Source organism: uncultured Anaerococcus sp., assembly GCF_947253225.1.
Lineage (GTDB): Bacteria > Bacillota > Clostridia > Tissierellales > Peptoniphilaceae > Anaerococcus.
In genome coordinates, this window is record NZ_CAMXYR010000036.1 from 1 (window position 1) to 15306 (window position 15306).

The window sequence follows — 15306 nt, forward strand, 5'->3', positions numbered from 1 at the left end:
TATCAAAATTTAACAATCTTGCCCTTATTTTTTAATATAATATAATAATAGCAAAAGAAAAAAGGAGACTTTATGGTTTTATTTGTAGCAAACGCCCTAGCCTTATGGCTAATGAGCAATTTTATTTCACATATTTCATTTGATAAACCATCTGCCCTAGTTCTAACGGCAGTGGTATTAACTATATTACAGAAAATTGTCACACCTATTCTAAAGTTTTTATCATTCCCTATAAGTTTCTTAACTTTGGGTTTGTTTAACCTAGTGATAAATGCTTTTGTCTTGTATCTGGCCTTCAAATTTGTAGATGGTGCTAATATTGATAGCCACCTAGGAAGTCTTGTTGTAGCAAGTGTTATCCTTTCAATAATAGTATCTAGCATACAATATATTTTATAAGGAGTAAAAAATGGAAGAAAGCAAAAAAAGAGAAGTCGAAAAACGTGGTATTTTCAATGAAAATGGAGATATAGACCTAGCTAAAAGAAAAATCATCCAAGGCAATACTACCAACTTAAATGATTTCAATAACTTAAAATATACGTGGACAAGTGACTGGTATAGGCAGGCTATGAACAACTTTTGGATTCCAGAAGAAATCAACCTAAACCAAGACATCAAGGATTATAGAAACTTAGATGAACATGAGAAGAGAGCCTTTGATAGGATTTTATCTTTCCTAACTTATCTTGACTCTATACAAACAGCCAACCTACCAAACCTACAAACTTACATCACAGCTAATGAGATAAACTTGTGTCTATCAATCCAAACCTACCAAGAGTCAATCCATTCCCAATCCTATTCCTATATTTTGGATACAATCTGCTCTCCAGAGGAAAGAACAAGGATTCTTTACCTATGGAAGGAAGACGAACACCTTCTTAGGAGGAATGAATTTATTGGTGAGCAATACAATGAATTTTTGGAAAATGATGATGAGTTCAGGTTTATGAAGGCTCTTATCGCCAACTATATCCTCGAAGGAATTTATTTCTACTCAGGTTTTTCTTTCTTCTACAACCTAGGAAGAAATGGAAAGATGCCTGGGACTGTTCAAGAGATTAGATATATTAATAGGGACGAAAACACCCACCTATGGCTTTTCAGGTCTTTGATAAATGACCTAAAGAAGGAAAGAGAGGATCTCTTTACTGAAGAGCATAGGACCTATTATAGAAATATGCTAAAAGAAGGAGTTGAGCAAGAGATTGCTTGGGGCAAGTACGCCATAGGCAATAATATAGCAGGCTTGAGTGAAACTATGATAGAAGACTACATCAAGTACCTAGGCAACCTAAGAGCCAAGGGACTGGGTCTTGACCCACTCTATGAAGGATATAAGGAAATTCCAGCAGCTATGAAATGGGTAGATGAATACTCAGATCCAAATGCAGTAAAGACAGATTTCTTTGAAGCAAAGGTAACAGCTTATTCCAAATCATCAATCATAGAAGACGACCTATAAAAATAACCGACCGCTTAATCGTGGTCGGTTTTACTTTGCCCGCTTCTAGTTAGGCAATATTCATATTCAGCCTTAGACTTTCTTATTCTATCAGGGTCTTTGAAGAAATCTTTGGTTAATTTTACAACAACAGGGCTTAGGGCGATAAGGGCAAGTAGGTTAGGAATTGCCATAAGACCATTTAAGATATTTGCCAAAGTCCAAGCAAAACCTAGGTCGATATTTGCCCCTACAAAGACAAAAATCACATAGATAATCCTGTAGGGGATTATTATTTTTTTGCCAAAGATAAAGACAAGACTCACTTCCCCATAATAGGCCCAGCCGAGGATGGTAGAAAGAGCAAAAAGGGTGATTCCTATTGTAACTATCATAGGACCAATTCTTGACCCACTTGAAAAGGCTAGAGAAACTAGACCACTTGCATCAACACCTGTATTTTTGTTGGCTCCTGTTGTTAGGATAACTAGGGCAGTCATTGAGCATATTATTATAGTATCCACAAAAACTTCTGCAAGCCCCCAAAGCCCTTGGCGAATAGGATGATCAGTTCTTGCTGAGGCATGGGCAATTGGAGATGAGCCAAGCCCTGCTTCATTAGTAAATACTCCTCGAGCAATTCCTGCACTTACAACATCCTTAATAGAAAGGCCGACAAGCCCACCTCCAACAGCCTTGGGATTTATAGCACCCACGAAGATTGAATTTAGAGCAGGAAGGAGATTTGCCCTATTTATAAACAAAATACTCAGACAACCTCCTATGTATAGGAGCGACATTAGGGGAACAAGCTTTTCCGTAACCTTAGTTATAGAATTTATACCGCCAACAACGACTATCCCACAAATAATACTCAAAAAAATTCCAGTAAGCAGAGGATTAATATCGAGATTTTGCCTTATAATTCCTGCTATCGCATTTGATTGGGTAGAATTTCCAATACCAAAAACTGCAAGACCAGCAAAAATGGCAAAGGCCTTGGCTAGCCTCTCATTTCCTAGTCCATTTTTAATATAATACATAGGGCCTCCGACAAAGCGGCCATCTCTCTCTTCTCTGTAAGCAACAGCAAGACTTACCTCAGCAAACTTTGTCGCCATCCCCAAAAGGGCGGCAAGCCACATCCAAAAAATTGCTCCAGCTCCACCAAGAAGGATAGCTAGAGAGACACCGACAATATTGCCTGTGCCCACAGTTCCAGCCAATGCCGTAGCTAGGGCTTGAAAAGAAGAAATATCTCCCTTCTTATGGTGAGAATCTTTCTTGAAAATTCTACCTAAAGTATTCTTTAGGGCATAAGATAATTTTCTAAATTGGATAGCCCTAGTTTTTATGGTTATAAATATACCGCAACCCATGATGCCAACTATGAGGGGAAATCCCCAAAGAAAGCTATCAAATGCTTTTAATAAACTTGACATAAGTCCTCCATGGTGTTTATTTATTATTTTATTACTATATTTATAAATTACAATCAGTTTAGGATTATTTTAATAAAAAAATCTCTGCACCCGAGTAGGAGCATAGAGATTTTTTAATAGATTTCACTTTTGAAGAAGATTTAGGTAAAACCTTGAAATTGCATCTGCTGTTTCTTTTATATCAAAACCAGCTTTTTTTATCTTAGAGCTTGTATCAACTCTTTTGTAATCGCCAACGTTAAGGATGGCCTCAACCCAAGGGTCTACGCCCTTATCAATAGGTACAAACTCGACAAGGTCTGTAACCTTAGAATTTTTGTCGATATTTTCTGATAGCAAGCACTTTAAGCCAGCAGCTTGGGCTTCTATAGTAGAAACGGCAAGCCCTTCGTAAAGGGAGGGAAGGATGAAAATATCTATAGCTTGCAAGAGTTCATTTACATAGCCTATTGACCCTAAAAATCTTACATTTTCGTCAAGACCAAGTTTTTTTACTTTCTCTTCTACGTCCGACTTAAATTCGCCATCACCCGCAAAGACTAACAAGTAGTTAGGGTTTTTCTTGATGAGATCATTAAAGACATCTATAAAAAAGCTTTGATTTTTAACCCTATCAAATCTTGCTATGTGTCCTAGGACAATTTTATTTTCAAAATTCAATTGTTCTCTTATTTTTTGTCTTACTTTTTGGTCAAAGATAAATTTTTCTATCTCTATTCCATTATTTATAACAAGAAAATTACTGGTATCTCCAAACATCCACTTACCAGCATCTTCAGAACAAGCCAATCTGTAGTCAGCTTTATTAGAAACATTTTGATTCAATATATCCATAACTCTTCCCTTAAATCCAGGTATGTTATGGGTTGAGTGGCTATGGGCTATGGCTATCCTATTATTTTTCTTAGCTGCATCCATCACCAAAGAAATAATAGATTCTTTGTGGCAGTGGATAATTCTATACTCTTGGTGGGCTTTTTAAAAATTATTCCAAGACTTTTTATAAGAAAAATGATTAACTCCCCTATAATTTTCTATCCTATAAACTTTACCACCAAGACTTTTCACTTCATTTTCAAAAGCACCTTCTTCTTTGTGGTGGACCATAAAATCAAATTGTATCTTATCCCTATCTATATTTCTATAAATATTCATAATCAATGTTTCAGCACCGCCACGGTTGAGAGTGCCAAAGACATGAAGTATTCTTTCTGGCATATAATCCTACCTTTCTTTTTTATAATTATATCACAAGTTTGAAAATACCCCAGTGAATATAATTAGGTAAACCTAAAAATATAATTTGACTAAATTAAAATTTAAGCTATAATATTTTTATAAAATAATTAGGAGGATATGAAATGAAGAAATTATTTGCTCTTCTTGTCCTATCTATTGCTCTAGTTTCATGTAAGGGAGCAGGGTCTACAGATAGTGATAAGCAGACTTCAGATAGCAAGACACAGGTAGCAAGTCAGGAGGAGGCTAAGGATTCTTCTAAGAAGACTGTTACTGTTACAACATCTTTTATAGCCGATATGGTTAATGAGCTTGTTGGCGATAAGGTGAACGTGGAGATGATTATTCCAGCTGGAGAAGACCCACACCTTTATGTGGCCAAACCAGAGGATTTGACTAAATTAAAGAGTGCAGACCTTGTTTTATACCATGGACTTCATTTTGAGGGCAAGATGGTAGAGGCTCTTGAGGCAGTTGGTTATCCAATTACTGATAATTTTGCTAAGGATAAGATTGGCAAGATGGAAGAAGATGGGGCAGAACAAATCGACCCTCACTTCTGGTTTGATATAAGCCTTTACAAACAAGCCTTTTCAAATGTTTCAGCCAAACTTCAAGAACTTTTGAAAGATGATTCTGAAACTGTTGCAAAGATCAAGGAAAATGAGAAAGCCTACCTTGCTAAACTTGATGAATTGGATACTTATATCAAGGGTAGGATAAATGAGATTAATCCAGAGTCTAGGTATTTGATTACTCCTCACGATGCCTTTAACTATTTCTCAAGAGCTTATGGGATGACAGTTATGGCTCCACAAGGAGTTAGCACAGATTCAGAGGTTTCTAACAAAGACTTGGAAGATACGGCTAAGTTTATAGCAGATAAGAAGATTAAGGCTATTTTTGCAGAATCTACAACCAACCCAGAAAGAATGGAAAAGCTCAAGGAAGTTGTTAAGTCCAAGGGGTTTGATGTTAAGGTTGTTAGTGGAGATGGTCAAGAGTTATTCTCAGATTCTTTGGCTAAGAAGGGTGAGCCTTGCGATAATTATATAGATATGTATAAGCACAATGTTGATTTGATGGTTGAGAATTTGAAGTAGGAGCGATTATGGCATATGCAATTGATATAAAGGATCTTGACCTTTCTTATGGAACGAACAAAGTTTTGGAAGATGTAAATCTCAAGATACAAGTTAATACTAAGACTGCTATTGTTGGAGCCAACGGAGCAGGCAAGTCCACCCTTATCAAGGCAATTATCGGTTTTGCTAAGAAGGATAAGGGAGAGATTAAAGTTTTTGGTAAAGATATTGAAGATGCCAGAAGCGAGATTGCATATGTTCCGCAAAAGGATTCAGTAAATTGGGATTTTCCTATCAAAGTTTTTGATGTTGTGCTTATGGGTAGGTACAAAAAGGGTGGTCTTTTCAAGAAATACACCCAAGAAGATAGAGAAATAGCTATGAAGGCTCTCAAGCAAATTGGCATGCAGGCTTACAAGGATAAGCAGATTGCCCACCTTTCTGGTGGACAAAAGCAGAGAGTCTTTTTGGCTAGAGCTCTTTGTCAGGATGCAGAGGCCTATATCCTAGATGAACCCCTTACAGGTGTTGATATTAAGACAGAGGATATCATAGCAAGTGAGTTTGATAGGCTGAAAAAGGCGGGCAAGACCATAATTTGTGTGCACCACAATATCTACTCCCTAAAAAAATACTTTGATGATATTGTGGTTTTGAATAGAAATGTGAAATTCCATGGTTCTATTGACACAGATGACCTAGGTAAGTATATAGAGCTTGGTTTTAGGGGTTAGTATGGAAGTTTTATTGTCTTATTCCTTTAGGGTTGTGCTGATGGGAACAAGCCTTGTTGCTCTTGTAGCAGCCCTTGTTGGAAGTATAAATGTCTATAAAAACCAATCCTTGATTGGTGATGCTATGGGTCATTCTAGCTTTTTTGGCATAGTCCTTGCCTTTATTATAGTCAAGGAAAGAAACCCCTTTTATCTACTTTTAGGGGCGATGTTTGCTGCAGGAATTTGTTTTTATTTGGTAACTTTTGCCAATAAAAACTCAAAAATTGGAGCAGATGCAAATATGGCTATTAGCCTTTCGGGACTTTTCGGTTTGGGATTGGTGCTTAAATCTTTCATCCAGGCAAATCCCAACTACGCCAAAACTAGCCAAGCGGGTCTTAACAACTATATTTTCGGTCAAGCAGCCTACCTCATGGAGGCAGATGTCAAGGTGATTTTTCTAGCTCTAGTGCTTTGTGTTGCCATATTTGCCATATTTTTTGAGGACTTAAAAATTTACATTTATGACAAGAATTTTGCTAGGATGATTGGCGTTAACACAAAACTTTTGGATTATCTAATCCTTTTTATGACCATCCTCGTGATAGGGGTTGGGATAAAGGCAGTTGGTGTTATCCTTATTTCATCATTTCTCATAATTCCTACGGTAAGTGCCAGCAAGTTTTCCAAATCATACTTGGGTCTTATTGGGCTTTCGTCTGTTTTCGCCCTTCTTTCTGCTTTTATTGGAACATACATTTCAACAGCCTACAAGGGATTTTCAACAGGACCTTCAATAATTATAGTGGCAAGTTTGATTGGATTTTTGAGTTTTATGTACTCTCTTAGGAGGAGGAAAGCATGATAGAAACCTTATTGATATTAATAGTTACAGCTCTTTCCTGCTCATTGCTTGGGGTGTTCTTGATACTAAGAAAACTTTCTATGCTCACAGATGCAATAAGCCATTCTGTGCTCTTGGGTATAGTCTTAGGATTTTTCATTACTGGTGATCTAAGCTCTCCACTTTTGATTGTAGGGGCGAGTCTTATGGGAGTATTTACTGTTTTTCTTGTAGAAACAATAGGTAAAAGCAAACTTTCTAAATACGATGATGCTATAGGAATGGTATTTCCATTTTTGTTTTCCTTGGCAGTGATTTTAATAAGCAAGTACTTTAGAAATGTTCACTTGGACACAGATGTTGTTCTTCTAGGAGAACTTTTATTTTCATCCTTGGCAAAAGTAAATATCTTGGGCTTTCATCTTGCAAAAAGCCTTGTTGAAGGACTTATTATTTTGGCCCTAGTTTTAGCTTTTATAGGAATATTTTACAAGGGACTAAAGATATCTACCTTTGATCCAAACTTTGCTAAGGTGGTTGGTCTACCGACAGGAATTATCTTCTATATGCTAATGGTACTTACATCTCTTACGGCGGTTGTTTCCTTCAATAGCTTGGGAGCAATCCTTGTTATATCATGCTTCATAGGACCGGCGGCAATTGCTCTACTAATAAGCAAATCTCTCCTTAATGCTCTGGTTTTATCGGCACTAATAGCAAGTCTTAACTCAAGCTTAGCATTTTTCCTAGGCATGTACTTAAATGTTTCCATATCGGGTATGGTTTCATTTTTCAACCTCTTCCTTTATTTTGTGATTTTACTTATCAAGAAGTATATTGTAACTAGCAAAAGAAAAGGGATAAACTATGGAAAAACCACTCATTAACCCCCAAAGGGAAGAATATCTGGTAACAATTTTCAAATTGATACGAGATAAGAAGAAAGTAACTAACAAAGAAATAAGCAAGGCACTCAACCTCTCACCACCATCAGTAACAGAAATGTTAAAAAAACTAAAGGAAGATGGTTTGGTTGAAGATGCGAGATCAAACAAGCTAACAGAAGAGGGCATGGCCTTTGCCAAGCTTATCATTTCCAAACACAGACTTTGGGAATATTTTCTTCAAGAAAAGCTCAACTATGATTGGAAAGATATCCACGAACTTGCCAACAAACTACAGTCTGTAACTACAGATGACCTCTTGGATAAGCTAAATGAATATTTGGGCTATCCTGACTATTGCCCTCATGGATCGACTATTTACATTAACAATGAAGAAAACACCAAGAATTTGATAAAATTATCTGAAGCTAAGCCAAACACATCTTACATCATAAGAAGGATAGCAGATGATAGGAAGCTTTTGAAATATTGCGAATCTATGGGAATTTCCATAGGCAAAAAAATGCTTCTGGAAAGCTTCGACGACTTTGACAAAACAGCAGTTGGAATAATTGACAATAAGAATCTTAGGATATCACCTATGGCGAGTAGTCAAATTTTCCTAAAAAAAATAGAGCCTTAAAGGCTCTTTTTTGTTTCATGTGAAACATCTTTGATCGAGTTTAGGATTGCAGTCGACATGATTCTGGATTGGTTGTTGTCTACTACAGGTCCTAAGACATACACTGTCAAGAAACTTTCCTTGGTTTCGATAACAATTTTTTCCCCTCTCAAACTATAAAGAGGTAGGTAGAAGTTGGAACCAGCTCTCATGTAGGGATAGCCTTCAAGCTTATCTTTCTTAACAAGGTCGTTTGTTACGATATTAGCTGGATAGATTACTGAGCCGGAATTGAAAACATCTTCTATTTTTTTATCTTTTTTATCTTCGACTTTAAATATTATTTCTGAAACAATACTTCCACTCTTTTTTGAAATAAAGGCTTTGATACCATTTTTGTCTTGGTTTAAGTAAAAATCTTCAGGGATTTTTATGCTGACATCTCCTAGGTCAACTGCCTTTACAGCAAAAATATTTATTTCGTTCGTATAGTCTGTGAAGTCTTTAGATACTTCAAGGGGATCATCACTTGTCTTATACATGCCAATTAATAGGTCTGTCATTATATCAGAAGAAACATTGCTAAGTTTAGAGTTTTCTTTTATGGTAAATTGGATTAGCCCACCTGGAGCTTTTACTAACAAGTGGGTATATTTATAGTCATCTTTCTTGCAAATAAAGTAAGCAGAATCAACATTTGTAAGGCAGTTTGCGACTGGGAGACTTAGGATAGTTTCTGTATTTGGGAGTTTGTTATATAAAACATTACAAGCCTTTACTAAATCTTCCTGGTCAATTATTTTATCGTCCCTTATTTTATCGAGAGAGATTGTAATATCATAGGCGGAAGTTTTGGGTAGGTCTATAAAGTATTCATTATCTTTGGAGAAAACCTTGGCTTTTGATGGAATCCTCATATACATATTGGCAAAGAGAATCTCCTTGTTGTAGTCAAGATTTTTAAGCTCATCTTTGGTGTAGGCTTGGTCATATCCGCTTGTAATGTTTGACGGCAGGCTTAGGGCACCATTTCTGCTTTCAAGGGAAGAGTCTTCCTTGAAGCCATCAACATTTTCTAAGGGATAGGAAATATTCGATGAATTTTGTTTATTGATTTTGTTTTTTGGGGTATTAATTTGACATCCTATAAGTAAGAAGGATAGGACTAATATACTTATTTTTTTTATCATTTTATTTTTCCTTAAATTAATGTTTAAATCTCTTATTTATTGGATAATTATATCATATATAAGTATTTTATGATATAATTTTAATAAGGCAAATAGGGGGTGAAAGATGGCTGACGATATTTTATTGAAAGTTAAAGAAGCTGAAGACAAGGCTGATGAAACTATCAATAACGCAAAAATCAAAGCTCGTGAAATCATTGACCAAGCTAAGCTTAGGTCAGATGAAGAATATAAAGAAATTATCACGAGTTCAAAGAGTAAAGCTAAAAAGATTCTTGAAGATGCAGAAGACGCTGCAAATAAAGAAAAAGAGCCTACAATTGAAGAAGCAAAAGCTATTGCTGCCAAGCTCAAGAATCAAAGTACTGGAAAAATTGAAAGTATTGTTAACTCATTAAGCGAAAGGATTATAGAAAATGGCAATAGTTAAAATGAATAAGTTTAACTTGCTTGCTTTCAAATCCGAAAGAGATGATTTGCTCAATACTCTCCAAGGTTTCAACTACGTCCACTTTAACGACCTAGAAAGAGAAGAGGAAAAGTCTTACCTGGAAGAGGTGAGAAATACAGAAAGACTTAGTGCCTTAGATTCAGACATGGCTAGGGCTGACTATGTAATATCTGTAATCGCTTCCTATATGAAGGATAAGGGTCTTGAAGTTGATACGAGTTTTAGTGAACTATCCCTAAAAGATGTAAAAAAGAAAGGGGAGAATTTCGATTTTGACTTGGTTTATAAAAAAGTCAGGTCCTTAGTTGGAAGTAGGGAAAACGCCCTAGCTGTTAGGAGCGAACTTACTAATAAGCTAACTGGCTTAAAACCTTGGAAGGATATTGATGTAGATATCGACAAGCTCTATGATTCAAGGAGAGTTTTTGTGCAAACAGGGACTATCTCCAGCCAATTTTATGAACAAATCCAAAAAGCTCTTGTGGAAAAGGGGTTGGAACAATCTTTAGTTTACAAGGTTTCGGAGGCTGAAAAGACCAACTACATAGTAGCTATATCAAGCCTTGAGGAAAGGGAAGAGTTTGTAGATTTAATCAGAGAGTTCGGTTTTAGCAGGGTTAAAATTAATTCAACCAAGGGTATAGGCGAAGAAATTTATGACCTAACCCAGAAATTAGAAGAAAATGAAAGTTCTATCGAATCTATCGAAAAAGAGATTGTTGACCTTAAAAAATATCTAAGGGACTTATATATCTACAAGGCTCATATCCTAAATATTAGGAGGAAGGAAGAATCAAGTGAGTTTTTCCTAGAAACTAGCCTAATGAATGTTATAGAAGGATATATCCCACAAGATAAGACCGAAAGGTTCAAAAAGGATGTCAAAGATGTCTTGGGAGATACCTTTATCTTAGATATTGAGCAGGCCGATAAAGATGATAGCAAAGTACCTATAATACTAAAAAATAACAGGCTGGTTGACCCTTATGAGGAAGTGGTAAAAACCTACTCTCTACCAAAGTATAACGAAATAGATCCAAGTGGGCTTGTAGCTATATTTTATACAATATTTACAGGCTTCATGATAGGAGATTTGGGCTATGGCCTTCTTGCTGTAATAGGAATATTATTGATGCTTAAATTCAAAAAGTTCCCAGAGTCAACAGAAAAGATGCTCAGACTATTTCTTAGAGTTTCTATATCAACCTGTGTGTTTGGTTTCATTTTTGGGTCAGTCTTTGGTGGAATAATTAAGGTTCCTTTCGGATGGATTGACACAGCAAAAGATATCAACGAATTGATAGTAATGAGTTTGGTTATTGGAGGCGTATCTCTATTTACAGCTCTTGGAGTTAAGGGATATATGTACCTAAGAGATGGCAAACCAATGGATGCCTTCTATGATGTTGGCTTTATGTATATGGCAGTAGGCGGAGCAATCGTTCTTGCCCTAACAAAATCAGACCTAGCCAAATGGGTTATGATTGTGGGTATGCTTGGCATTCTTTTCTTTGCGGGAAGAGATGCGGCATCAATTGGAGGGAGGATTGGATCAGGTGCCTATGAACTTTATGGAATAACAAGTTGGATAGGAGATTTTGTATCTTTCCTAAGACTTATGGCTCTTGTATTATCAGGCGGTTTCGTTGCTTATTCCGTAAATATAATAGTGAAAATGCTAGTTGGTGGTGGAATTGGTGGAATAATTGGTGGAATAATAATCTTTGTAGTCTTCCAATTGTTTAATATGTTCCTATCCTACCTATCAGCTTACGTTCACGGTCTAAGACTTATATATGTAGAGATGTTTAATAAATTTTATGAAGGTGGCGGAGTTAAGTTCCGCGAAATGATTGAAGATACTAAATTTGTCAAAATATTAAGAGGAGGAGACAATGAGTAATTTTTTTATTGAAAATGGTGGAATGGTATTAGCAGTACTAGCAGCAGCAGTAGCAACATTTTTAGCAGGTATGGGTTCTGCTAAGGGAACAGGTATGGCAGGTGAGGCAACAGCAGCACTTACAGTTGAAGAACCAGAAAAGTTTGGTAAGGCTCTTATCCTTCAACTTCTTCCAGGTACTCAAGGTCTTTATGGATTTGTAATCGGATTTTTCATCTATCAACAAGTAATCGGTGGCAATATCGACTTTGCCAAAGGTCTTTACCTATTAATGGCCGCACTTCCAGTAGCAATAGTAGGATATTTTTCTGCAATTAGACAAGCAAGAGTTGCTATAGCTGGTGTTAACATTCTAGCTAAAAATGAAGATGAATTTATCAAGGGTGTAATTTATGCAGTAATGGTTGAGTTATACGCTATCCTTGGATTCGTTATTTCCCTACTACTTGTACTAAATGCTTAATATTAGGATAAGATTATGAATAATCTTGATTTAATATTACAAAGCATAAAGGACAAAGCAAGCACAGAAGAAAATCAAATATTAGACCTTGCCAAAGAAGAAGCCCAAAAAATCCTAGAAGAATCTAGCATGAGGGCAAAAGCTGAGGCAGAAAAAATCACAACAGATGCCGATAAAGAAGCTAAGCTAATCTTGGATAATGAAAAAGTTTCAGCCAAAAGAGAGGCTAGGGATATAGTTATTTCAGGGAAAAACCAAGTTATAGACGAAGTTTTGGATAAACTTATCCTAAAGCTCAGGGCTATGGATGGGACTTCTTACAAGAAATTCGTCCTAAATACCCTAAAAAATTCTGGCATAGATAAGGGAGAAATTCTTCTCCAAGAAAACCTAAAGTCTAGCCTAAGCGAAGCCGACCTAAAGGGCTTTACAATCTCAGATGATAGTGTAGAAGAAGGCTTTATAATTAGAGCTGGCATGGTTGAGTATGATAATAGATTTTCTTCATTGATAAAATACAAGATGGACGATATTAAAAAGCAAATATCAGACAGTTTATTTAAGTGAGGTGATTAGATGAAAAAAGATGACTATATAGGCGCATCTATTTCGACAAGAATGTATGAAAAAAACCTCCTTACTAGGGCTGACCTTGAAAGACTCAATGATTATGAATCTTTAAGAGAGGTCCTAAACCAGCTAAATGATACAATATACAGGGAATCTATAAATAACCTAGCCAGAGTAGAGGAATATGAAAGTATCCTAAAGGCAGAGCTTAGAAGGTCTTATAAGGCAATTAGGGATATTGCTCCAGATAAGAATATTCTAAACTATATGCAAGAAAAATATAACTTCCACAACCTAAAAGTCTTGATTAAAGAACTTGTTCAAGATAAGGATTACTCTAATCTTTACCTTGAAATGGGAGATATTGACCTTGCCTATATCAAGAAAAATTTAATCAAAGAAGAAGAAAAAACTGACTTTTTTGATAAAATAGAGGGACTAAAGACTAAAAAAGAAGTAGAAGTTTCTAAAAATCCTAATGATGTTTACCTAGAATATGCAAAACTTGCCCTAGATAAGTTCAGACAAACGGATAACCCTCAAGATATAGACATAAGCCTTGATAGGTCTTATTATGAAAGGCTCTTACAAGATGCCAATCAACTTGGACTTGATAGCTTGGTTGACTTTACCAGGGAAAGAATTGACCTGATAAACCTAAAGAGTTTGTTGAGGATAAAAAGTCAAAATTCTAGTATAGAAGGTTTGGATTCTGCCCTCATAAGAGGTGGATTTATTGAGGTAGATAAATTCAAAGAATACTTTAACTTTGACATAAATAGACTTGCTAGTAGCCTTGCTAATACAAGAATAGCTAAGTATGTCAATGAGGCTCTTACAGATAAGGATAAGCTTGACAATAATATTCTAAACTTAGAGAAGGCGATAGATTCTCACATGACAGATTTTACTAGGGATTCAAAACTTGTAACCTTTGGACCAGAAGTCCTAATGAATTATATAATTTCTAAGGAGACAGAGATTAAAAACCTTAGGATTTTACTTGTATCTAAGCAAAATAAACTGCCAAAGGAGTTTACTTTAGAAAAGTTGAGGAAATCTTATGTATAAGGTAGCAGTAATAGGAGATAAGGACTCAATCCTTGCATTCAAGGCTTTGGGTGTTGAAGTATATACAGCGATAGATGGGGATGATGCTAAAAAAACCATCAAGGACTTGGCAAAAGAAAATTATGGGATAATTTTTATAACAGAAGATATAGCCAAGGAAATTCCATCTACCATAGACAAATATAGAGAAGAGATGACTCCAGCTATTATACTAATCCCATCCAACAAGGGATCACAAGGGATTGGGCTAGCTGATATCAACAAGTCAGTTGAGAAGGCTGTTGGAGCAAACATTCTAGATTAAAGGAGCTTAATTTGAATAAAGGTAAAATTACAAAAGTATCTGGACCATTGATAGAGGCAGAGGGTCTATCTGATGCCAATATCTATGACGTGGTCGAGGTATCAAAAGATAAGCTCATCGGCGAGATAATTGAGATGAGAGGGGATGTTGCCAGTATCCAAGTTTATGAGGAAACAACTGGAATAGGCCCTGGGGATGAAGTAATCTCAACAGGCCATCCCCTATCAGTAGAGCTTGGACCAGGTATGCTCGAAAGAATGTACGACGGTATCCAAAGACCTCTTGAAAAACTTGAAAATTTAGCTGGTGAATTCCTAACAAGGGGTGTAACAAGCCCTGCCCTAGATAGGGATAAGCTTTGGGAATTTAAGCCAACAGCAAGCGTTGGTGATAAGGTTGAGGCTGGAGATATCCTAGGAGAAGTTGAGGAAACTAGCGTTATAACCCACAAGATAATGGTTCCTGTTGGAATTTCTGGTACAATCAAAGAAATCAAGGCAGGAGGGTTTACTGTTTCTGAGGCTATTGCTCTTGTAGAAACAAAAGATGGCGATAAGGAAGTAACCATGCTTCAAAAATGGCCAGTAAGAAAGGCTCGTCCTGCTACAAGAAAGCTTGACCCAAACGAACCACTTATCACAGGACAAAGAGTTATAGATACCTTCTTCCCTGTAGCCAAGGGTGGTACAGCTGCTATTCCTGGACCATTCGGTTCTGGTAAAACTGTTGTCCAACATCAGATTGCAAAATTTGCTGATGCAGACATAGTAATCTACGTTGGATGTGGAGAACGTGGCAACGAGATGACTGACGTACTTAACGAATTTCCAGAGCTAATCGATCCAAAGACTGGCGAATCAATCATGAAGCGTACAGTTCTTATAGCTAATACATCAAATATGCCAGTAGCTGCCCGTGAGGCAAGTATCTATACTGGAATCACCCTTGCAGAATACTTTAGAGATATGGGCTACAATGTAGCTATGATGGCAGATTCTACATCCAGATGGGCAGAAGCCCTTCGTGAGATGAGTGGTCGTCTTGAAGAGATGCCAGGAGATGAAGGATTCCCAGC

18 protein-coding genes are annotated in these 15306 nt (G+C 36.5%); 14 read left to right on the forward strand and 4 right to left on the reverse strand.

Going from position 1 to position 15306, the window contains the following annotated elements; genetic code table 11:
• The first annotated feature begins 72 nt into the window (after window positions 1–72).
• A complete protein-coding gene (locus Q0W95_RS05320; protein WP_297790622.1) occupies window positions 73–399 on the forward strand; it encodes a phage holin family protein in 327 nt (108 codons plus the stop codon).
• 10 nt (window positions 400–409) lie between these two features.
• Entirely contained in the window at window positions 410–1468 is a 1059-nt protein-coding gene (locus Q0W95_RS05325) for a ribonucleotide-diphosphate reductase subunit beta (protein ID WP_297790624.1), read from the forward strand.
• Window positions 1469–1482: 14 nt separating this feature from the next.
• Here the strand turns inward: Q0W95_RS05325 and Q0W95_RS05330 are convergent, their stop codons facing one another.
• The 3 genes from Q0W95_RS05330 to Q0W95_RS05340 all read right to left on the reverse strand — a co-directional run bounded on the left by Q0W95_RS05330 (window position 1483) and on the right by Q0W95_RS05340 (window position 4107).
• Window positions 1483–2889, reverse strand: coding sequence for a sodium:alanine symporter family protein (locus tag Q0W95_RS05330; protein WP_297790626.1), 1407 nt, complete (start codon window positions 2887–2889; stop codon window positions 1483–1485).
• Between the two features lie 123 nt (window positions 2890–3012).
• Window positions 3013–3723: a glycosyltransferase gene (locus Q0W95_RS05335; RefSeq protein ID WP_297790629.1), complete on the reverse strand. Its 711-nt coding sequence runs from the start codon at window positions 3721–3723 to the stop codon at window positions 3013–3015.
• Window positions 3724–3867: 144 nt separating this feature from the next.
• Window positions 3868–4107 (reverse strand): hypothetical protein, encoded by a 240-nt coding sequence (locus Q0W95_RS05340; protein ID WP_297790631.1) that lies wholly within the window; start codon window positions 4105–4107, stop codon window positions 3868–3870.
• Between the two features lie 143 nt (window positions 4108–4250).
• Here Q0W95_RS05340 and Q0W95_RS05345 point away from each other — a divergent pair, with 143 nt between their 5' ends.
• From Q0W95_RS05345 to Q0W95_RS05365, 5 genes are read left to right on the forward strand one after another with little or no spacing between them, the layout of a single operon-like run.
• Window positions 4251–5231 (forward strand): zinc ABC transporter substrate-binding protein, encoded by a 981-nt coding sequence (locus Q0W95_RS05345; protein WP_297790633.1) that lies wholly within the window; start codon window positions 4251–4253, stop codon window positions 5229–5231.
• Window positions 5232–5239: 8 nt separating this feature from the next.
• Window positions 5240–5947, forward strand: coding sequence for a metal ABC transporter ATP-binding protein (locus Q0W95_RS05350; RefSeq protein WP_297790635.1), 708 nt, complete (start codon window positions 5240–5242; stop codon window positions 5945–5947).
• A gap of 1 nt (window position 5948) precedes the next feature.
• Entirely contained in the window at window positions 5949–6794 is an 846-nt protein-coding gene (locus Q0W95_RS05355; protein ID WP_297790637.1) for a metal ABC transporter permease, read from the forward strand.
• The gene (locus Q0W95_RS05360) at window positions 6791–7660 is read left to right on the forward strand and encodes a metal ABC transporter permease (RefSeq protein WP_297790639.1); all 870 of its coding nucleotides are present in this window, start codon (window positions 6791–6793) and stop codon (window positions 7658–7660) included. The genes Q0W95_RS05355 and Q0W95_RS05360 overlap by 4 nt, the downstream gene beginning before the upstream one ends.
• Window positions 7641–8300, forward strand: a complete 660-nt coding sequence (locus tag Q0W95_RS05365) for a metal-dependent transcriptional regulator (RefSeq protein ID WP_297790641.1) — start codon at window positions 7641–7643, stop codon at window positions 8298–8300. Before Q0W95_RS05360 ends, Q0W95_RS05365 begins: the two co-directional genes overlap by 20 nt.
• Here the strand turns inward: Q0W95_RS05365 and Q0W95_RS05370 are convergent.
• A complete protein-coding gene (locus Q0W95_RS05370) occupies window positions 8297–9469 on the reverse strand; it encodes a hypothetical protein (protein WP_297790643.1) in 1173 nt (390 codons plus the stop codon). The two genes, Q0W95_RS05365 and Q0W95_RS05370, sit on opposite strands and share 4 nt — an antisense overlap.
• A gap of 106 nt (window positions 9470–9575) precedes the next feature.
• Here Q0W95_RS05370 and Q0W95_RS05375 point away from each other — a divergent pair, with 106 nt between their 5' ends.
• From Q0W95_RS05375 to Q0W95_RS05405, 7 genes are all read left to right on the forward strand, one after another.
• Window positions 9576–9899: an ATPase V gene (locus Q0W95_RS05375; protein WP_297790645.1), complete on the forward strand. Its 324-nt coding sequence runs from the start codon at window positions 9576–9578 to the stop codon at window positions 9897–9899.
• Window positions 9886–11823 (forward strand): V-type ATP synthase subunit I, encoded by a 1938-nt coding sequence (locus tag Q0W95_RS05380; protein ID WP_297790646.1) that lies wholly within the window; start codon window positions 9886–9888, stop codon window positions 11821–11823. The genes Q0W95_RS05375 and Q0W95_RS05380 overlap by 14 nt, the downstream gene beginning before the upstream one ends.
• The gene (locus Q0W95_RS05385; protein WP_297790648.1) at window positions 11816–12286 is read left to right on the forward strand and encodes a V-type ATP synthase subunit K; all 471 of its coding nucleotides are present in this window, start codon (window positions 11816–11818) and stop codon (window positions 12284–12286) included. Before Q0W95_RS05380 ends, Q0W95_RS05385 begins: the two co-directional genes overlap by 8 nt.
• Window positions 12287–12301: 15 nt before the next feature.
• Window positions 12302–12853 carry a V-type ATP synthase subunit E gene (locus tag Q0W95_RS05390; RefSeq protein WP_297790650.1) on the forward strand — a complete coding sequence of 184 codons (552 nt, stop codon included), beginning with the start codon at window positions 12302–12304 and terminating at the stop codon, window positions 12851–12853.
• A 9-nt stretch (window positions 12854–12862) separates the two neighbouring features.
• Window positions 12863–13927, forward strand: a complete 1065-nt coding sequence (locus tag Q0W95_RS05395; protein WP_297790652.1) for a V-type ATP synthase subunit C — start codon at window positions 12863–12865, stop codon at window positions 13925–13927.
• Window positions 13920–14231 (forward strand): V-type ATP synthase subunit F, encoded by a 312-nt coding sequence (locus Q0W95_RS05400; RefSeq protein ID WP_297790654.1) that lies wholly within the window; start codon window positions 13920–13922, stop codon window positions 14229–14231. The genes Q0W95_RS05395 and Q0W95_RS05400 overlap by 8 nt, the downstream gene beginning before the upstream one ends.
• Before the next feature lie 11 nt (window positions 14232–14242).
• A partial coding sequence (locus Q0W95_RS05405; RefSeq protein ID WP_297790656.1) for a V-type ATP synthase subunit A occupies window positions 14243–15306 on the forward strand: 1064 nt, incomplete at its 3' end.